This window comes from Borreliella valaisiana VS116 (assembly GCF_000170955.2).
Taxonomy (GTDB): Bacteria; Spirochaetota; Spirochaetia; order Borreliales; family Borreliaceae; genus Borreliella; species Borreliella valaisiana.
In genome coordinates this window covers 1-20,024 of record NC_012180.1, presented here as the reverse complement: position 1 = coordinate 20,024, position 20,024 = coordinate 1, and the positions used below count along the sequence as shown (strand labels likewise).

Genomic DNA, 20,024 nt, shown 5'->3' with positions numbered 1-20,024 from the left:
TTAAAAATTTAAAAAAATAGTGGCCTTTGCGCTTTATTTGACACCTGAGCTTACTTATAGTAAACTACATACAAATATGAAGGATATAACAATGTTTATTGATGATAAAAATCAAGAATATTTTACTTTAAAAGAAATACAAATCATGCAAAATAAAAGCATAAAAAAAAATACCATTTATATAAAACTGCTTAGATTAGAAAAACAAGGAAAAATTATTCCCTATAAACCATCACAAAATATAAAAGCTTTCAAAAAATATGGAAAAAAAAGTATTAATTTATATCCTAAAGAACAAATTTTAAAATATTTTACAACACCAAGCTTTTTAACAGACTATAATCTCAACAAACATTTCCCCAAGTATAATCTATTAGAATTGGTTAAAAATGCTATAACATTTGAAGAGTTTGCAATAAAAATATATAAAAATCCAATAATATTGCCTAGTAAATCCTATTATTTTAAAATTTTAAAAAAAACTAATCCTAACTATGTCTTAGATCTAGATCAATATGGCTTATTTAAAACATTGAATAAAGATTATATAGATAATATACTTTTTATTTTCAATTCAAAACCTAGAGAAAAAAGAATAAATGTTAAATGTGACAAATTAAGTAAAAAAAATAAAAAAAAGGAAACAAGAAAAATTTTTGGGTGGAAGCTTTTCAAAAAATAACACAGCTAAACCAACGTTAAAAATCACTCTTAAATATTAACATTCTAATATATGCTTAATAAATGCATAAAAATAATACAAAACTATCGATAAACAAAAATGGAATTTTTAAAGAATTGAGATAGATTGAAATCTATTAGAAATTAAGGGAGAATTCAAATTTTTATGACAGCAATAATAGTGTATTCATGCTTAACTATGTGTATAGTATATTTCCTCATGCAACTAAAAACATTTTTTACAAAATTAATCAGATTTTGTAAAAAATGTTTTTATATCTTTTTCTTATTACTAGAAATGTTAAAATTAATTTTTTATTTATTAATTATTAGAAATAAGTTTTATTTATTTATATTAATATCAATAGCTTTAATTACAATTAGTATAGTAATTGTAATTAAAGCTATTTAATTACAAACCAATAATTGCATCGTTATTTATATAATCAAAGATTATATAAATAACTTCTTGATTCATTTTATGATAACTTTTTAAATTATTTTCAAAAACAATCATCCACCAGAAAATAATCTTACAAGCTTTACTTTAGGCAGTTCATATCCTAGTTTTTATTTCTTTGTAAAAATAAGCATTACGATTTAGAGTAGTGTATTTACACCTCTATCATATAAGTATTGCTGCAATTGGAAATCCAAATAATATCACTTAACTTTAAAATTGTATTTTTAATATCACAATTACTACATAACATAATTTACTTAAACTTAATAAAAAATATCTATATAATTTATGTAAATAGTATCAATATCACTCTGATTTACATGCTAATTATCTTACAAATTCATACAATGCTAAATCATTAATACTTTTTCCCCAGACATTCCTTTTTGCACGCCTTTAATTGATAAATTTTCCATTACTATGTTTTTATATTAGCTAAAAGCAATAAGATGTGATTTATTTAAAAAGTCTTTTCTTTGATTTAAAATTTTCTTATGTAATTTAGTAAATTTTAATTTAAATTCAGCTCTATTAATAAGCCTTTTTGTTTTTTATAGTTTTCTTTAGCTTTTTATTATCCTCTATTAGCGCTCATTATTTTTTAAAAAATTATGTTGTATTTAATTCACTTTACAAATTCATCTATACTTAAATTTAATAGAAATTATAGATAAATAATTCTTTGTTATTTTTTTCAAAACACTTCTCTTTTTAAAAGACCTTTCCTTATCTTAAAATAAAAGCTTAAAAATAAGTTAAAACTTAAAATAATAAATATGCCAAATATTATCAATAATTAGACATTTTCTTCTTAGCAAACCTTAATTTACGCATTACAACATTAAATATTAATCAACTTCTAAAGAAGTATTATTTCTTAGAAGTTTCTATATATTCCATAATTAAAGTTCTTATAAAACCAGAAGCTGTTAATCCCTTTTTATCTAAAATAGAATAAAATTCAACCCAATATTCATATTTCAATCCTACACTTATTTGCTTGATCATCATCTTTGATCTACCAGGCTTAATATTTGGGATATTATTACAAACAACATCATTGTCACCACGAAAAGCAAATTTAGATTTGCTAACATTTTGTTTAATAATTTCTTCTAAATCAACCTCTTTGCTTATAGGCATAAAGCATCCCCCAATCTTGAAAGTCCCAAGATAGACTTACTCTCAGGATAGTAATCAAAAATCGACTTTTTATATAACTGAGATTCTGCTATTTTAGCATCTTGTCCAATCTCATAAAGATCATATCCAAAAGTTTTAAATTGCCTTAAATGTATATTATGTCTCTTAAAACTTTTATTAAGCATATTGCAAATAATCTTCTCATGTTTAACCTTTTTTCTATAAGATTTCAATAAAGAATCAAATTCTTCCTTAAAAATATTAATTCCTTCAAGACTTAAAAATTCTGGGGTCAATGGAGTAACAACTTCACACATTGCAAGAATAATTCTTCGTTCCCAAAGCTCAAAACTGGGAGATAAATCGAAAATGGCAATTTCAAATCCCAATTTTTCTAGTTCCAAGCAAAAATCATCTATCAAATATGGAAAATCTTGCAATTCATGTTGCACATCTCTTCTAAAAGTTCCACTCGGCACACATGGCAAAATATAAAAATTTTTTTGTATTTGTTTTAATACTTGATCTATATCTACCTTCTTTAAAAGACAATCTTTAATATCTAACCTAAGAATTTCATGATTAAGAAACCATGTAGAAGAACTTCCTTGCTGTATATCACAATCAACTAATGCAACTTTTTTTGTTTTAGATAAATAGCTTGCTATATTACCACTTAAGGTAGTTTTGCCAACACCACCTTTTTGAATATGAAACGCTATTTTTTTCATGCAAACTTCCTTTACATTATATTATATATTAATTATTTTATATTATATATTAATTATTTTATATTATATATTAATTATTTTATATCATATATTAATTATTTTATATCATATATTAATTATTTTATATCATATATTAATTATTTTATATCATATATTAATTATCTCAATACATAAGAGATCTGATATGGTTTCTAAAACTATTAAAAATAAAAGCTTTGATTATTTTAATAGCAAAAATTCATTAATAAAATCTTTACACAGAAATTAAATAAATAAAAAGTCCTAAGAAATTTCTCTCTTAAGAACTTTTTATAAATGGTTAAAGGTTAAAGATAAGTTAAAATCTACAACAATTTAGAAAAAAAACAAAAATACAAATATTTTTTTTATTTGTATTGTGTACAAATTGATATTACATATTAATTGATATACAATACTATATTGTAGTATATAAATTATAATAATATGTTTTTAAAGGATAAAAATGCAAAAAGAAATAACAAAAAACTATAATGAATATACAATTGGGGGCATAAAAGAAACTTTTTTTGGGAATTCTCAATATGAAGCTAATTATAGAGCAAAAATAAATGGCTTTATAATAGATTTTTTCAAAATTCCCATAAGTCTAAAGAAAAAATATGAACTTAATATTAAAGCCCTTAGTGATCCTAACTTCTCATCCACTAATATTGCAATGAACTGCATAAATACTTTTAAACTTATAGTTGACGTTGTTAATATGCAAACTGGGGAAAATTACGATTACGACACATTTATTACAAAAACAGAAACAGAAAAAATGCTTAAATATGGAACAAAAATAATTGCTGCACTAGCAAGACATTTCGACGAAAAACACAAAACTAACTTCAATGAAAGCTACTATGAATGGGAAAAAGGTTGGGTAGATAAAAAATGGATAGATTATGAACCAACTGAAGCAGAGATTAAAGAGATTCAAACAATGAATCAAAAATTAAACCCTTTAATTAACAACGAAGAAAAAACATTCAACAAAGGACAAATAAAGCTCTTAAAAGCCATCAATAAAATTGAAAGTCAATCACAACAACATCACGCTAAGCCAAAAAGCACAGCTAAAAAATTAAAAGGAAATCGTAGAAAAGAAGTAGAAATTTAACATTCTGCTCAAAAACATCAAATTTATTTATTATAATTAAATAATATTTACAAAATTAAAAAAATAAAATATTATATATATAAGGTAGAAAACGATCTACCAACAGTCCCCGACACCCCTATTAATCCTCTCCAAATAAGATTAGGGGTAGGGACTTCTTTTTTTACTAAAAATTAAAACATTAGGTGCCTAAAGCAATAAGTTTATAGCAAATAGAAAAAATGAAAATCTAAAAAGCATAAATTAACTAAAAATTTAATTTCTATTAAGTGAATATAAGATACAAAATTTCAATGAGATGTCTAAGCTTTAACCAAGCTTAAAACGATAAATAAAATTTCAGCTTGAATAATATTTGATTTTTTATGCAAAAAAGAATTCTTTAAAAAAATTTTCAAAATACATGGTAATACTCAATTATTGAACTAATAATTGAGTATTAAATATTCTCCTTTTTTAAAATTAAAAGAATTTATTATCAATATTTACTTCATACCATACATTCTTTTAAATGAACCTCTTAAAGATAAGAGGTTTTCTTTTTATAGAGAAAACCAAAAATCAATTAAACCATTTGACATAAAGCTCTTCTTAAACAAATACAAGCTTTTTAACTTACTTTGGTTAATAATTTAAATATCTAACACAAGTCTATATAAAATAAAGAAAGAGATTTTCTATAAAAAATCAATAAAAACTACCTATATCTCTAAAATTTTTATAAATTTCAGACTTAATAGATAAAAACAGTTTACTAAAATTATTCAAGACTGTTATTATATAATAAGTACACAATGAAAAGCAAAACTTTTATATTCTTAATTTTTTTGATTCAAAATTTAGCAATATATGCGCAGAACACAAACTATGAATTTAAACAAACTAAAATTAAAAATATAAAAGGAATATTTATTAATTATAAAGTCTATCTAACAGAAAATTTAGCAATTGATAATGTAAAAACCTTAAACCATGTTTCCACATTCAAAATCAATCTTGTTGTTGACAAAAAAATTGCAGCTTCTATTAAAAATGAGGAAGATGTAATTAGAGCCGGAAATGAATGTGGTATCTTTTTGGAATTTCAAATCAATAACCGCACATATTATACCAAATTTTCATCGATAAAATATATTTTAAAAGCAATTGAAAGCTTTACCCAAATTAAAAACACAATCAATAATCTAGAAATTAAAAACCTTGAAGGTAATGGAATTTTTTTATACAAAAACGGTCTCTCATACAATTTAAAAACAGATTTTCAAGAAACAGCAATATTTGTAAATTTTCTAGGCTTCAAAGATAATACCGGAAGGCCTTACTTTATTTTTTACTATGATAGTATAGATAATAAAGATAAAAATTTAAAAACAATTTTAATTTCCTTTGAAGAGTTCCACAATGGAATAAGAGAAGGTCTATTCTTATTGAGAAATGAAAAAGCCATACTAGAATTCATCAACCTTTCAAAGGATTAATACAATAGATAATATAAAAACAATTTTAAAATCGATATTATCACAAATTAATATCAAAAAACTTGTTTATACTAAATGCTCTTAATTTACTCCTTACTGGCAAATAATCATTTCACTTGGGCTTAAAAACTACTCAAACTTAAGTCAACTAGAACCAAGTTCTTTAGCTTTTAAATTAAAATCATCCAAAAACTTTTTAAACGAGATCTTACTAAAACTTACAACAACATCATTCCTAAACGCATAAATTCTAAATGCCGCTATATTATCATTACCCAAAGCAACAAATTTCATAAATTCGCTTTCTGAAATATTAAATTTATAAATTTCTACCTTAATATTTTTTTCAGTAATCACTGTTGTATAATCATAAGGAAAATATGAATCATAAAAATCGTTATAATAAACAACACGTTTACTGTTCTCTGAAACCAACTCTCCTTTAGACTCAAATCTAGTATCTGTGATTATCTTTTCAAGCTTTATTTGACTAGAATTTCTAGCTTCAACTTTAACCAAAATAAAATATTCCCTTTTGTTTTTTACCTTATCATATTTAATAGAAATTACAGACTTAAATATTCCATCTCTAGAATAATTTACCCCAACATCATATTGTGAATCTAATACTTGAGAAAACCTATCATAAGCTATTTGATAAGTTTGACAAGAAATTAAAAAAAATACCAAAATAAAATTTTTTACAACAAAATTTGCATTCATTAAAATCCCCTTTATTTTATCTTATATTTATTTTTAAAAAATTTCTCAAAATCGGAAAATTAAATAGTATAATACATTTAAATAAAAACATTCTAATTTTACAGCTTGAATTAAAATTAAAAAGCTATTATTATTAGGTGTTGTTCTAACAAAAACCAATTTAAAAGATTAGACTATGTCTAATCCCAATTTATTATATAAATTTCAAAGTGCATCTATAGGAGAAATCGTGTATACTGACCCAAGGTCAATTATTAATACTTACTTTGTAAAAAACAAAAAAATATTCATTGTCAATCCCATAGCTTTTAAATTCGAGCTTAATTTTGAAAAAATTATAAAAACAAACTCAAAAGAGAATATAACACTCAAAACATTTAAAGGTGGTATTATTAGCTTAAAATTAAGGTCAAATGAATTTTCTAAATTACCAACAGACATTCTAAAAGGAAAACTTGAATTTTATATTAACTATGTAAGTGAAGAAAAACTTAAAATAGTTTACGATATGGTGACAGTAAAAGTTTATACAATTGATTTAAAAACAAGCAATAAAGATGAAATTTACCAAATAGAACTTAAAATAATTGGTTCTATTTATAGAAAAGAAAATATAGAAAATACATTTATTCCTATTATAAAAAATAACAATACTTACCTTTTTGAAAACAAAGCAAACAACCAAAAAGTTAATTTACTCTTAAAAGGTATCAATAAGATTATTGAACTTCCTTCCTTAACAAAAATCAGCTATTCAAATATCAAAATTATTAATAACGCCGATATAAAAACTAGTGAAAATTTCAATGTAAACATTAAAACAACAAACAGGATGTTACTAAATCTAAGCACAAAAATTTACGAAGAACTAATCTTAACAAATTCAAATCAAATAAAAACTATCAATAACAAACAGAAAATTCTAAAAACGTTAAGATCTTTTATCGAAAATGAAAACGGATTGGGGGGCAAAATAAGATTAATCTTCTTGGAAAAAACAAATTTTTTGAATAAAAATTTAAACTCAAATAACTTAGACTTTGTATTAAATGACATCAATATTATACAAGAAAATAGCTATATCAAAATTGATATCACTTTACTAGAGGATAAAATTGAAAAAAAATACTTAAACCAAACCCCAAACATAAATCCATTTCTTAAAAATATCACATTATTGTGAATTTTTTGGTCAGATAAATTGTTGTAATAATCTCCAACTACAGTATCTAACAACTCTCAATAAACACTTTATCAAAAGTATTCAACATATAACATACCTCCTTGAAACTAGCACACAATATATAATAAAATGAAATTAATGAGGTATGTATGTTAAGTATTAACGGTGTAAGACTTTATTCTTTAAAAGAATTCCAAAATATATTAGAAGATTCTTATAATCTTTCAATTAGCAAAAATACTATATCTAAAAAATCAAAAATTTTAAAATGCGCAATCCATGTAGACAACCGTCCTTACCTTTTAGAAGATTTTTGTACATACTTTTTAATGGACTTTAGAAGACCTAAACCTATAACAAATAGCATGAAAGAAACAATTCAATTAAGAATTGAACAAGCAAAAAAAATAATGAATCGAAAATCTACAAAACATGAAATACAAATTGTTTCCAAACACATGGGTCATATCTTATAATCTATCATATTGACATTTCAAAAGCATTGTTATAAACTATAGTAAAAAGCTAATTATTTTGCTTGTAATACAGCAAAAATCTAAAGTGCAAGCCAAATAATTGGAAAAGCTTCTGAAACTACAACAAATTTCACTTCAGAAGCCAGGATAAGATAATGATAATAAAAATAAGAAATAATGTCAATAAAAATTTTAATAATCTCATAACATTAGAAGAGCTTATAAAGCACAACCAAAAAAACACCAACTCTAATTTAATAGAACTAAAACAATCAAGACTAAAATCATATCTAACTAAAAAAAAGACCATATACAAAAGGATACTCAAAGTATGTTGGGCAATTGAACTTAAAAACAAAGAATACTATAAATCTAACAAACTTAAAACATATTCTACAATAGAAATATACAATATAGTTAACAAATGTCTTGCAAAAGATAATCAAAAAACATCAATCAGAACATTAGAATATGACATATCATTTTTAAATCAAGCACTATTAATAACAACAAAACTTAAGCATTTAGGCAAAGATAATGGAAGCTTTGCATTTTATATACAAAATAAAAATCTTTGGAAACACCGTTTTAAAGTTATACAAGAAGCAATTAATGAAGAAATTAAAGAATATTTAAAAGATAAAAAAATAGTATCTGATTTTTCTAAAGAAATTGACAATACTATAAAAAAGAATAAAATAAAACCCAAAAGCTCATCTGCAGATGAATCAATTGCAGATGTTATACCTAAAGGTATAAAAGATATAGATAAGATAAAGAATTCTATAATAGAAGAAAATGAAAAAAAGAATAATATATCATACAAAGAATATATCACAAGGAAACTAATAAAAGTACATAAAATAGAAAAGCTTCAAATAACAAAAATACTAAAAATTAGCAATAATGAAAAAACTTATGTAAATGCATTAAGGAATTTAAATTCAGCAATAGAAAAATATAAAAAAGAATACAAAATTGTAGATATTTCAAATCATTTCATAAAAGAGTTTAAAAATAAGTATAGTAAAAAAATATGGATGATGAACGGGAAAACTGATAAAATTAATGATTTTAATGAAATTTGGGAAACAAGATTTAAAAAGACCTCTTTAAATAAAAACCTAAGAGAAAACTATCAAAATGACTATATAAAAAGCAAAAAAAATATTTTCAATCGTGATAAAAGAATAAATATATCTTTTTCCAACAATAAAGGTTTTAAGAAAATAAACAAAATCAAAATTAACTAAAAAGCCATTACTTATAAAAATTAACAATATTGGACCTTTATTTTTTTAAAAAAAAAATGTAGACAACCCAAAAATTAGAAAATAAAACAAAAAATTCTTAAAAAAAGTTATTTATAAATTTTATTTAACAACTTAAAATCAAGAAATCAAGTCCTAATATTATCATTCAACATAGATATAAAAAAAGTAAATAAGGTTTTGGATCATCTGATTATATGGTTAAAACAAATAATCACATTGAACTTAATAAAACTTAGACAAAACACTTAAAAGCAACTCTATATATAAAAATATGAAAAATTATTAGATAATATATACCTATAAAAATGTTGAGCATTTTTTGATACCAAATAAAGAAATTATAGGAAGGTAAGTATTAATATTTAAATCTTATCTTAGAAAGCTTAAACTTATCATAGTTATCTACAATAAAATCAATAATGTTTTAGATATTTTATAAATTTTTTAGTGTTGAACTAATAATATTTTATTAAAGTAAATTATAAGTTGAAACTAAATTATGGTTTTGCAAATAGGAAAAATTTCAACAAGAGATTCCTCAGTAAGGATTGAAACATTTTTACTTGAAATTATGAAAGAAATATTAAGTATTATTCCAATAAAATATATCAAGAAAAAAAACCATATTTATACGCACATTTTAAAAAATATCTATTAATTTTAATATTTAATGACTTCTTATATGGTTAATCATTTTAAACTAAGTCAATCTTAAAAAAAGTTTGCAATTTTGATAATTAATATAACAAGCCACAGATATTTTAAGCTAACACTATTGATAAAACAGAACTTTCAAAATAAAAATCCTTTTAGGCACTCTTTTTTGCAAATAGTGAATAAAAATAACTTACAAATGAAGTTGAAAACAAAAAACACTTTTAATGCCTGAATACTTGTCTTAAAGTGCAGGTTCAAAAAATAATAACGAGTACACACGTTTTTTCATGAAAAAAATATAAAGAAATAAATAGTAAATCTACAAAAGAAAAAGAATTTATTTTTATTAATAATTAATATGCTAAATTTTTAGGTTTTCAGAAAATAAAGTTGAAAGTTCTGAAGAAGAATTTCTTGATATAATAAACAATGGTTACGTTATTAATGTAACATTCAGAAGTATAAAATAGCATTTACTAATCGCATTTAGCGAAATCTATTTTCTTAATTTACATGTTAATTCAAAAAAAAATAAAAAATCGACATTAGTAATATAGATGAAAATGATTTTGATATTCAAATTGGAGTTAAAATTAGTATTTTTACTAAATATATTGATAAATGAGAAATAATAAATTATCAAATGTTTATTACAGGAGTATAAAAGATAATAGAGAATATAAATATGAATTTTTAAATAAAAATAATATAGGATCGATCGTAAAGAAAAACAATATATAGTAAAGATAATAAAAAAGACATTGTAAAGGTTAGTGATATTAATAATGATTTAGATAAATGATAGTATTAGTGGTTATTATTATAATTAATAATGTATTAAGATTAACTTATATTAAGGTTTTTAACTTTTTGATATTTATTATTGTTTTTTGCATGTTACTTTCTTTTGCAATAAAAAATTGCAAAAAAACAGCAACAGAAAACAAAGATAATGATTACAATAATACAGATTTTTCTCTTGAGCTAGATTATAAGTGCAAAAATAATAAAAAGGTTAACTTGTTATGATGAGAAGAAAGGTGGTATCTTTAAAAGAATTCTTACAATAGTAAAAGATGAAATATATAAATTTATAAAATCAATTACTGAACTAGTAATATAACCTAAAAAGCTTACAGTAGAAATACATGTTGTAAGCGGAGCTGGTGATAATTACCAAACAAACAATATTAAAAAAGCTTATAGTAAAAGTACTATTATGTATAATAAATCTGTCTATAAGAATGCTTTTTTGATATTGATAAAGCAAATAAAGCTGCTTAAAACCCGCATTTTTATATTTTTTTGATAAAATTAATCATTTTGTCTTGCAAGATGAATAGGTTTTACTATAGGAATTTGAATAATTAGATACTCTAAAATAATAAGAATTATTGCTGTTATTATCATCTTTAATTTGAGAATTTTTAAGCTTCCCAGACTCTTTTTTGCTTAATAAGCATTTGTAATCCAAATCACCATCCATTTTGTTTTGATCGCTATTTATTGATAAATCACAACTAAATACCAATAAAAATGTTGATATTATAAATAGTAATGAGATAATAAATTTTTTGTTCATAAATCTTTTTATTCTCTTGTTTTAATGATTAATATTTATTTTTCAAGGTACTACAAAGTAGTATAAGTAAATATACTTCAATAGTTAATTAGTAACCTCTATTTTAGCATATATGACTAATTTGATTTTTTATGTAATATAATTAGTCCAAACTTATATTTATTTTTTCATTTGTTAGTTATGGGGGGTTATATTCTAGATTAATCATTTTTTAAATAGGCAATTTTTTGTTTGTTAAGCTACCGATTTTGCTTAAAAATGATACAAATATGCTTTACTATAAAAGCATTTAACGTATTTTTTAAGCAAATAGGGACTACTTTTAAATTAAAATTATATATCTATATATATGTGTGGATAAAAAAAATGCAAAAACCTTATTTCATAAATTCAAAAAAGCCTTATTAGAATGAATTGCAATGCAAATTCATATGTGTATTTTAACGCAGTTTATAAGCTAATAGCAAATATTAGAAGTCACTAAAGTAATATGATTTACTACTTTAATGAAAGTTTAAAAGAAATGGAGAGACTACTGCTAACAAACAAAAATTTATAAGCAAAGCTTAACAGAAAACTTCCAAAATGTGTAAAAAACTTTCCTTAGATATTGAAAAATTTTAGAATCGATTATGATTGAATTTGAAAGAGTAAAGGAATTCCTTATACAGAAATTTTAGGGCCTTTGACAAAGGTTGCTTCGTACAGCTCATAGAATTATTAAAAATTAAAATAGCTTTTACCCCCCCCACTGACAATATTTTATAGGGCTTCAAATTGTATTCACCTCTCTCATATTAAACTTTAAAAATTTTAAGTATGAAAAGCAAGATTTTCCCCACTTTAACAAAAGTTTTATGGCTTTCTAAAAAATAAAAAATTTAATGGGTATTGCTGTAGGATTTACTATCTTGGAAAGAGCCTTATATTAGTATCAAATTCTATTTTATAGTCATTATTGCTTTTAAACAGATTCTTTCTTGTTATACTAGGTTTTTCTATAAAAAAGATGTAAATAATTTTTGTTATTTTTCTTTAAATGCTTATAGCTTTCTAGCTCTAAATCTTTTGAATACCGTTTGTTTTTAACTAAGCCTTTGAAGAATATGAAAGTTGTTTTTTTGATTGCTGTTAAGACTATTAATAATATTGTTTGCTTGATCTAATTTTTTTCTTATTGAATATAACGCAATTTTGTATCCTTTTGAATCTAAATATTAAATGAAATTTATTTATATAGCTCATATTTTATATTATAAGTATATATTAATATATTAAATATTGGCTTTTAGTTTTAATTATTAAAAACATGGTATGAATACTTTTTCATTTATTAGGTTGTTCTGGGAATTAAAAAAAACAAACTTAAAGTTTTTAAAAGGATTAATTATTAATATAAAATGCATTTCTCATGCTTTTTGGTTATCTTTTAGTGTTTTTTTAAATTGACTTTTTAATACACTTTTTAGTTTTTCTAAATTGCTATCAAAACTTCCATTCTTATTGTCTATTGTATTTTGTACATTTTGCGAGTTTTTATTGATAAATCATCAAATTTAGATACATAAAAAGATCATATTATATTTTAAGAGAGCTCGTTAAGAACAATAAAGGATGTTTTGTTTAATATTGTAACTAAATATAATGTTGAAAAAAAGTAAAATAAAACAGTTTGTTTTATAGTTGTGTTTAGAAAAAATATCTTTACTTTTAGGGTAAAAAATAAAAAAGATATTAATTAACTTAAACTTTTTGAAATATTAAAGCTGGTTTGTTTGTAAAAAAAGCAAGCTAAAATATTGTTTATTTTTAAATTTATTTTGTCTACGAAAGTAGAAAATAAAGAAATTTAAAAAGGCTTTATATTAATATTAAATAGTACCCCTCATGCTTTTTAATTATCATTAATAATTGTTGTAAAGCTTAAGCCATTAATAATCACCGTTATCGTTATACTCTTTGATTTTTTAAAAAATGAACTTTTATGTTGTTTTATATCATCTATATTTTTATTTATCTTGTCTATTTTTTTGAAAGCATTTTAATTTTGTCTTTAGTCTGCTCTTGTTATTTTTGATTTTCTTCTTTATATTGACTACTATCTTGCGTTGTTTTTAAATGTCGGTGTACTGTTATTTACTATTAGGGTAATCGCTCTGCATTAATCCTTTGTCTAAAAATCCTTTAACTTTTTGTTTTTATACCTTGATTTAAATCGACATAATTTTTGCATGAACTTATCAGTGTAAAAACGGCACAAGTAATAAACATTGTTTTATTCATAAATTATTACTCCTTAAGGTTAACGCAATTGTTTAAATTTTAGTTATAATTTTTTAAATTCAATTTTATTGGATGTATTGTTAAGATAAACGGAAAATGTTCTAGTAGTTTTTGTTTTTATTGTAAGTGTAGTATTTTTTAATTGTATTAATAAAAAGACTTTTTTCTAATCTAATGGGGTTTTCTATTTATGCTAAGCTTGAGATACTTATAGTAGCTCAAGCCATATTTAGTTTGATGCGTATTATATTGGAATTTACCTTCACACGCAAGATTACTCACATATTTCCTCTTTACTTTAATTATTTTTGTTATTTACATTTATTATTCTTATATTTATACTATAAACACTAAACATAATTAATACATAGTAATTTAAAAACTAAAAACAATAGTTACGGCGCTACTGTATTTTCTACATTATTTAAAATACCGTTATCTAAACTATTAGTAGAATCTATACTTTTTACTGTCATTTTTTAGGACTTATAGATAAAGCTTGTTAGCTTTATCTAATAGCTTTTCACATAGCTTAAAGATAATTTTCTATAAAAGTTATTTTTTTTGTTTATTTTAACATCACAAAGCATACTTTCAGTATTAACTGCTGTTTTCTTTGGCTCTAAGCTAGTCAAGATAAATAGAAATTAGACAATTAATATTAAAATATAATTAATATTAAAATATAATTAATATTAAAATATAATTAATATTAAAATATAATTTAAGACATTATGTTTATTATAGGAGTGTAAATATGAAAAAATTAATAAAAATATTACTGTCAAGTTTATTTTTATTACTCTCAATATCTTGTTCTTTAGATAATGAAGGTGTAAATTCAAAAGATTACGAGTCAAAAAAACAGAGTATATTAGGCAAATTAAATCAGTTATTGGGGCAAACTACAAATTCACTAAAAGAAGCAAAAAATACAACAGATAATTTAAATGCATCAAATGAGGCAAATAAAGTTGTAGAAGCAGTTATAATTGCGGTTAATTTAATTTCATCTGCTGCAGATCAGGTAAAAGGTGCAACAAAAAATATGCATGATTTAGCTCAAATGGCAGAAATAGATTTAGAAAAAATAAAGGAATCTAGTGACAAAGCAATAGTTGCGGCTAATGTTGCAAAAGAAGCATATAACCTTACTAAAGCAGCAGAACAAAATATGCAAAAACTGTATAAAGAGCAAGAAAAGCAACTAGGAACACCATCTGGTTCTGATGGAATAGAACAAGCTTCTGATGAAATAAAACAAGCTCAAAAGGCTGTAGAAATAGCTTGGAAAGCTACAGTAAAAGCAAAAGATGAGTTAATTGATGTAGAAAATGCAGTCAAAGAGGCATTGGATAAAATAAAGACAGAAACTGCTAACAATACAAAACTTTCAGATATAGAAGAAGTAGCAGAGTTAGTATTACAAATAGCCAATAATGTAAAGGAAATAGCGCAAGAAGTTGTGGCTCTGTTAAATACTTAAATATATTTTATCAACTAGATTGTGGAATTAGCTAAAGTTTTTAAGAATAAATTTCTTAAACAAAAAATAGCGATATAAAAAATGTAAGGCTAAAAGTATAGCTATTTTTAATAATGTTGATGAGTAAATTAATAAAAAATAATATCTCTTGGTTAAGATATGTGTGATTATTATTATAAGAGAGTCTTCTTTAAAAGAAGGCTCTAATTTAAATATATTAATATTTAAATATTTTCTTATCCATTTTAAGACTTACTTAAAACATTTTTTGCATTTTCAATAAGTTCTTTTATAATCCTCTTTCTCCTCATTGTTAAACCTTTTTAAAATAAGAGCTTTCTGAGCTCTTTAAAGTATTTTCTATTTTATTTAAAGCCTGTTTAAATAATTGTGATACTGACCTATTTTTACTTTCCAATCTTTTAATAATGCCTTCTTTTAAACTTTCCTTAACTTTACATAAAAATAAAGCCTCAGAATCTTATATTTTGTTTTGCAATATTAATGTAACCCATGATTTCATCAAGTTTATCCCTCCATATTTAAATTATTTTGCAATTGTGTTAGTTTCTTTGTGTGATTTCTATTGTTATGATCATTTTTATTAATGATGTTTTTTTGTTTCTAATTTTAGTTATCGCATCATAAAAATCATTTCTTATTAAAGTATATTCATGTTTAAGTGGATATACACTCTCAATTAACTGGAGAATCCAGGGTCTTTAATAAGATTCTCTATATCTTTAATTGTTTTATTCACTTTTTTTCTTTCTTGGTAGAAGGGAAAGGATTCCTTTTTTATCTCTTTTTTTGATTATGCTCAATTGAAATGGTTAGTATTCTTATTATTTTTAGATAACACGTTTGATAAAAAAAATAAGAACAAATTCAAAATTTTTAGATTCTATATATACCTATTAGCAAGATCAATCCCAAAACAAACAGTAACGCTACCCTAAAAATACAGCATAACATCGAATAGAACATCACCAAAATCTTGAAAATTAATATCAAAATTCCAAGTCTTCAAATCAAAATTATCAATAAGTTAGCTACAATCTAGAAATTAGAAAAAATTGATAAAGATTTGCTCTGAAAGCCTAACATGTTCAAGAAGATATACAAATAGCTGAAATAATTGTTGTTCAACACGATTTTCTAGATATTTTTAACATCAATTCCAAATATCAGATTAGTAGTGGAAAAAAACACTAATGAATAAGAATAATTTACTTGTCTCTAAATTACGAAATACAAAAAATAGAAATATTAAAAGAGATGCTTGAAAAACTTAATAAAAATCCTCTGAAAAAATTTTCAACTCAAAGTTTTCTTCATCAAATGGTGTTAGACATTCAATTTCAACTAGACAGGCATTTAAAAAAATATAAGATGAATTACGCATGCTAAACCAAGAAGATTCCTAAAAATTATTACAATACACAGAAAAGAATTTAAAGATAAAACAAAACTTTGCTAAAACCTTAACCACAACTATTGAAGCTTGCAATCGAAATTTTTTAGATATTAAAACAAATATAAAAAATCTCGAAGACCATTTTATGAAAGAATACTTAGATTTTATTCCCTAGATTAAATCTATTAAATCCATACAAATTGTTGCACTTTATATTTTATTAAAAAGGGAAGAATTAACTTATATTCTTAAAATTCATGTAATCTAAATTCACGCTAAAAACATCAATGGAAATTAAATTTTTAATATCAAATAATTTTAATATTGCTTGATAATAATATTAAATTGTAATATTATTATTTTGAATTATTATTTAATAATATAAATTTATAAGGAGAGCAATTTTGAAAAATTCTAAATTAAATATTATTAAGCTTAACGTTATTACAGCAATATTAACTGCAATTTGCATATCATGTGCACCTTTTGGCAATGTTAATCCAAACAAACTAAAAAATCCCACTACTTCTAAAACCCCAAAAAAAGTAAAGCGAAGCAATAATTCTAGAAATCTAAAAAACCTAAACAGCAATACCAATTCAGAAAATTCATCAGAAAATAACAAAAATCTTGAAAATGAATATCAAAATTCAAAATCTTCAAATCAAAATTCTCAAGAAGAAACCACAATCTCAAAATTAGAAAACATTGGTAAAGGCCTAGAAGCTCAAAAAAAGGAAGAAAATACGCAAATAGCTAAAATGGCTGCTAAATCTGATGGTGTTCAATATGATTTCTTAGAGACTTTTAAACTTAAAAGGGATGATTATTTTATGTTTCATGCAAAAATGCAATTAAAAAGAATAATTTACCCATCCCTAAATTACGATACAAAAAAAATATTGGCATTAAAAGAAATTCTTGAAAAACTTGATACAGATAATAACCGAAGAGTAGCTAGTAAATTTCTCAGAACATCAAAGGATATTCAACATCAATTAGAAGATGTGCGTTTAAAAAAAATACAAGATGCATTATTACGCACTCTAAGCAAAAAAGAAGCTGAAACGTTATTACAAGCTGTAAAAGATGATTTAAAGATAAAACAAAACTTTGCTAAAGCCTTAAACGCAACTATTGACGCTTACAATAAAAATGTTGGTGACATTAAAACAAATGATGAAGCGCTAGCAAACCACATAAATGATAAATACTCTCATCCTCTTTATCTACTAAATCAAGCTGATTAATCTAAACAAAAAAAATAATATGTTGCACTTGATATTTTAAAAAGAGAAGTTAATTCTTCTCTTTTTTTATTCATACAATCTAAATTAGCACTAAAAACATGCAATAGAAATTAAATTTTCAATATTAAATTTATTTGATATTGTTATTTTGAATTAAAACTAATGTTTGGTAATTCAAATTTATAAGGAGAGCGTTTTGAAAAACCCCAAATTAAATATTATTAAGCTTAACTTTATTACAGCAATATTAAATTCAATTTTCATATCATGTGTATCTATTGGAAAGGTCAATTCAAAACCTCATATCAATACTAGTCCAGAAAATAACCAAAATTAAAGTTTAGATAAGCTTTTCGTATAAGTTTTTATAATTTTCAGGATTATAACCCTATTTCTAAGATTTTTTAGTTTGCAAAACTTTATATGCTTGCTCTAATTTAATAAGCTCTAAATTTGTCTTATTCATCTTATCGTTAAGTTCTTCTTGTTTATTCTTAGCATTCTCAAACAAGCTTTTAGCATTCTTGATTGCTTTTTGAGCATCAGTTATCCAAGAATAGTAAAGATAATTATACCCTAAAGAAGGTATATCTTTTATAGTTTCTTCTAAAGCCCCTTCTGCTTTTCTTTTTGCATTTTCAAAATCATTCTTAGATCTTGCTAAAGCACCAATTGCATCATTGCAATGAGATTTAGCAGAAGCATGGCTGCTATTAACCTTATTAATTTCTTGGTTCAAGTTATGTAATAGTAATGTATTGTTGTTAGTATTATATTTAGATTTTCTAGCAGTATTTAAATAAGAACGAGTCTCCTCAATAACACTTTTTATCTTATCAAGTTTTGATTTTGTTGTTTCTAAGTCTACAGTTATTTTCTCAGTTTTTTCTAAAAAAGTTTCAGCTTCGTACATAATTTCCCTAGCAGTAATAGCTTCATTAGATTTCTTATTAACTTGTTGAGATCTTCTACCAGCATTATGTTTATTGTTATCTACTTTGTTAGTATTAGAGCGCTTTGTGTTTAAATTATTATTTATTTGTGTTTCTAAATTATTACTTTCTTCACTTTTCTTTATGATATTTTCTTTTTCCTTACTTTTATTCTTATTATTTTGTTCTTGAGTATTTGCTTCTCCACTACTAATGCTCCTAGCCTTACGACCACTTCTGTTGTTGTCTTCTGCAGAATCTAGAGAATTATTATCTAGCTTATTAGTAGAATTTATACTTTTATTATTATTGACAAAATACTTATTATTGGCTAAAGTCTGTTTGGTTTTATCTGTAAGCTTTTTATATAGCTTACAAGAGATAACGCTACAAAATAAACTGGATATCATTAACACTTCTTTAATCATTAAATTCATTATATTACCTCTATCTAAAATAGAATATTATTAGAATATTCTGTCATTATATCACATTTATATTAGTAATCAAGATTATGAGCTAGATATTAAGATTGATAACATAAAACTAAATAAGCATAGAAGGAGAATTTAAATAAAAATTATGAGGAGATGAATTTGGGAATAAATATATTTATTTTCTTCATTTTGAATAGTATGTTCAGAATTGTGCATCTTAATATATTAGAACATTTACTCTTAATATAATAGGGTTATTTATAGTGTAAATACTATAAATAGTTTAATAATTATTATACTAGAAATAAAGATAGTAAAATTAATTCATGTAAAGAGCATCTAAAGTCTTGTAAGACTCAATTTTATCGAAAAATTGAAAATTTTAGAAATCAATCAAAAAAAACAGTAAAAACACTAGAAGAACTTAAAAAAGAATGGAAACATTAGAATCCAAAGACAAAAGATAGAGTTAGATAAAACTGCAAAAGAATCTATAAACATATACAAGCTCAAACAACTTTAACCTTTATGATCAACGTAGTTTTATACTTTTATTCTTAATTTGGGAACAAAAATCTCAATAAATAATAATAGTAACCCTTTTCTATTCTTTAGAAAGAAATTGAGTTATTCCAGTATAGTATAGTTGATAAAAATATCATGTGTATATCATTTGTTATTGAT

Annotated in this window: 18 protein-coding genes; 11 read left to right on the top strand and 7 right to left on the bottom strand. The window is 23.2% G+C overall.

Annotation, left to right across the window (positions count from 1 at the left end; genetic code table 11):
• The first annotated feature begins 91 nt into the window (after positions 1-91).
• On the top strand, positions 92-682 hold the full coding sequence (locus tag BVAVS116_RS05485; RefSeq protein WP_040351402.1) for a hypothetical protein: 591 nt from the start codon (positions 92-94) through the stop codon (positions 680-682).
• 1,332 nt (positions 683-2,014) lie between these two features.
• On the opposite strand, the gene BVAVS116_RS05480 is transcribed toward BVAVS116_RS05485, so the two are convergent.
• Both BVAVS116_RS05480 and BVAVS116_RS05475 read right to left on the bottom strand, forming a co-directional pair.
• Positions 2,015-2,287 (bottom strand): hypothetical protein, encoded by a 273-nt coding sequence (locus BVAVS116_RS05480; RefSeq protein ID WP_040351401.1) that lies wholly within the window; start codon positions 2,285-2,287, stop codon positions 2,015-2,017.
• Positions 2,278-3,018: a ParA family protein gene (locus tag BVAVS116_RS05475; RefSeq protein ID WP_012665767.1), complete on the bottom strand. Its 741-nt coding sequence runs from the start codon at positions 3,016-3,018 to the stop codon at positions 2,278-2,280. The genes BVAVS116_RS05480 and BVAVS116_RS05475 overlap by 10 nt, the downstream gene beginning before the upstream one ends.
• A gap of 484 nt (positions 3,019-3,502) precedes the next feature.
• Here BVAVS116_RS05475 and BVAVS116_RS05470 point away from each other — a divergent pair, with 484 nt between their 5' ends.
• Entirely contained in the window at positions 3,503-4,162 is a 660-nt protein-coding gene (locus tag BVAVS116_RS05470; protein WP_012665766.1) for a hypothetical protein, read from the top strand.
• Between the two features lie 794 nt (positions 4,163-4,956).
• Positions 4,957-5,640 (top strand): hypothetical protein, encoded by a 684-nt coding sequence (locus BVAVS116_RS05460; protein ID WP_012665764.1) that lies wholly within the window; start codon positions 4,957-4,959, stop codon positions 5,638-5,640.
• A gap of 144 nt (positions 5,641-5,784) precedes the next feature.
• On the opposite strand, the gene BVAVS116_RS05455 is transcribed toward BVAVS116_RS05460, so the two are convergent.
• A complete protein-coding gene (locus BVAVS116_RS05455) occupies positions 5,785-6,363 on the bottom strand; it encodes a hypothetical protein (protein ID WP_012665763.1) in 579 nt (192 codons plus the stop codon).
• A gap of 175 nt (positions 6,364-6,538) precedes the next feature.
• Here BVAVS116_RS05455 and BVAVS116_RS05450 point away from each other — a divergent pair, with 175 nt between their 5' ends.
• The 4 genes from BVAVS116_RS05450 (at position 6,539) to BVAVS116_RS05435 (ending at position 10,982) form a co-directional block, all read left to right on the top strand.
• The gene (locus BVAVS116_RS05450) at positions 6,539-7,546 is read left to right on the top strand and encodes a hypothetical protein (protein WP_012665761.1); all 1,008 of its coding nucleotides are present in this window, start codon (positions 6,539-6,541) and stop codon (positions 7,544-7,546) included.
• Between the two features lie 149 nt (positions 7,547-7,695).
• Complete coding sequence (locus BVAVS116_RS05445; RefSeq protein WP_012665760.1) at positions 7,696-8,022, top strand: hypothetical protein; 327 nt, start codon at positions 7,696-7,698, stop codon at positions 8,020-8,022.
• Between the two features lie 155 nt (positions 8,023-8,177).
• Entirely contained in the window at positions 8,178-9,275 is a 1,098-nt protein-coding gene (locus BVAVS116_RS05440) for a plasmid maintenance protein (RefSeq protein WP_012665759.1), read from the top strand.
• A gap of 1,476 nt (positions 9,276-10,751) precedes the next feature.
• Positions 10,752-10,982, top strand: a complete 231-nt coding sequence (locus BVAVS116_RS05435) for a hypothetical protein (protein ID WP_148271173.1) — start codon at positions 10,752-10,754, stop codon at positions 10,980-10,982.
• A gap of 289 nt (positions 10,983-11,271) precedes the next feature.
• Here BVAVS116_RS05435 and BVAVS116_RS05430 read toward each other — a convergent pair whose 3' ends face one another.
• Positions 11,272-11,535: a DUF5425 family lipoprotein gene (locus BVAVS116_RS05430; RefSeq protein ID WP_012665754.1), complete on the bottom strand. Its 264-nt coding sequence runs from the start codon at positions 11,533-11,535 to the stop codon at positions 11,272-11,274.
• A gap of 3,040 nt (positions 11,536-14,575) precedes the next feature.
• Between BVAVS116_RS05430 and BVAVS116_RS05425 the strand changes: the two genes are divergently transcribed.
• Positions 14,576-15,304 (top strand): OspD family protein, encoded by a 729-nt coding sequence (locus BVAVS116_RS05425; protein WP_012665749.1) that lies wholly within the window; start codon positions 14,576-14,578, stop codon positions 15,302-15,304.
• A 313-nt stretch (positions 15,305-15,617) separates the two neighbouring features.
• Here BVAVS116_RS05425 and BVAVS116_RS07035 read toward each other — a convergent pair whose 3' ends face one another.
• Complete coding sequence (locus tag BVAVS116_RS07035; protein ID WP_444876518.1) at positions 15,618-15,722, bottom strand: hypothetical protein; 105 nt, start codon at positions 15,720-15,722, stop codon at positions 15,618-15,620.
• 145 nt (positions 15,723-15,867) lie between these two features.
• Entirely contained in the window at positions 15,868-15,966 is a 99-nt protein-coding gene (locus BVAVS116_RS07030) for a hypothetical protein (protein WP_444876519.1), read from the bottom strand.
• A gap of 571 nt (positions 15,967-16,537) precedes the next feature.
• Between BVAVS116_RS07030 and BVAVS116_RS06920 the strand changes: the two genes are divergently transcribed.
• From BVAVS116_RS06920 to BVAVS116_RS06490, 3 genes are all read left to right on the top strand, one after another.
• Entirely contained in the window at positions 16,538-16,714 is a 177-nt protein-coding gene (locus tag BVAVS116_RS06920) for a complement regulator-acquiring protein (protein ID WP_158309991.1), read from the top strand.
• Between the two features lie 411 nt (positions 16,715-17,125).
• Positions 17,126-17,971 (top strand): complement regulator-acquiring protein, encoded by an 846-nt coding sequence (locus tag BVAVS116_RS05410; RefSeq protein ID WP_012665745.1) that lies wholly within the window; start codon positions 17,126-17,128, stop codon positions 17,969-17,971.
• 196 nt (positions 17,972-18,167) lie between these two features.
• A complete protein-coding gene (locus BVAVS116_RS06490) occupies positions 18,168-18,308 on the top strand; it encodes a complement regulator-acquiring protein (protein WP_158309990.1) in 141 nt (46 codons plus the stop codon).
• A gap of 57 nt (positions 18,309-18,365) precedes the next feature.
• On the opposite strand, the gene BVAVS116_RS06720 is transcribed toward BVAVS116_RS06490, so the two are convergent.
• Complete coding sequence (locus tag BVAVS116_RS06720) at positions 18,366-19,340, bottom strand: immunogenic protein P37 (RefSeq protein WP_234925307.1); 975 nt, start codon at positions 19,338-19,340, stop codon at positions 18,366-18,368.
• Between the last annotated feature and the right edge of the window lie 684 nt (positions 19,341-20,024).

Coding starts and splice junctions, on each gene's coding strand:
- BVAVS116_RS05485 (WP_040351402.1), top strand. CDS start 92: ATGTTTATTGATGATAAAAATCAAGAATATTTTACTTTAAAAGAAATA.
- BVAVS116_RS05480 (WP_040351401.1), bottom strand. CDS start 2,287: ATGCCTATAAGCAAAGAGGTTGATTTAGAAGAAATTATTAAACAAAAT.
- BVAVS116_RS05475 (WP_012665767.1), bottom strand. CDS start 3,018: ATGAAAAAAATAGCGTTTCATATTCAAAAAGGTGGTGTTGGCAAAACT.
- BVAVS116_RS05470 (WP_012665766.1), top strand. CDS start 3,503: ATGCAAAAAGAAATAACAAAAAACTATAATGAATATACAATTGGGGGC.
- BVAVS116_RS05460 (WP_012665764.1), top strand. CDS start 4,957: ATGAAAAGCAAAACTTTTATATTCTTAATTTTTTTGATTCAAAATTTA.
- BVAVS116_RS05455 (WP_012665763.1), bottom strand. CDS start 6,363: ATGAATGCAAATTTTGTTGTAAAAAATTTTATTTTGGTATTTTTTTTA.
- BVAVS116_RS05450 (WP_012665761.1), top strand. CDS start 6,539: ATGTCTAATCCCAATTTATTATATAAATTTCAAAGTGCATCTATAGGA.
- BVAVS116_RS05445 (WP_012665760.1), top strand. CDS start 7,696: ATGTTAAGTATTAACGGTGTAAGACTTTATTCTTTAAAAGAATTCCAA.
- BVAVS116_RS05440 (WP_012665759.1), top strand. CDS start 8,178: ATGATAATAAAAATAAGAAATAATGTCAATAAAAATTTTAATAATCTC.
- BVAVS116_RS05435 (WP_148271173.1), top strand. CDS start 10,752: ATGATAGTATTAGTGGTTATTATTATAATTAATAATGTATTAAGATTA.
- BVAVS116_RS05430 (WP_012665754.1), bottom strand. CDS start 11,535: ATGAACAAAAAATTTATTATCTCATTACTATTTATAATATCAACATTT.
- BVAVS116_RS05425 (WP_012665749.1), top strand. CDS start 14,576: ATGAAAAAATTAATAAAAATATTACTGTCAAGTTTATTTTTATTACTC.
- BVAVS116_RS06720 (WP_234925307.1), bottom strand. CDS start 19,340: ATGAATTTAATGATTAAAGAAGTGTTAATGATATCCAGTTTATTTTGT.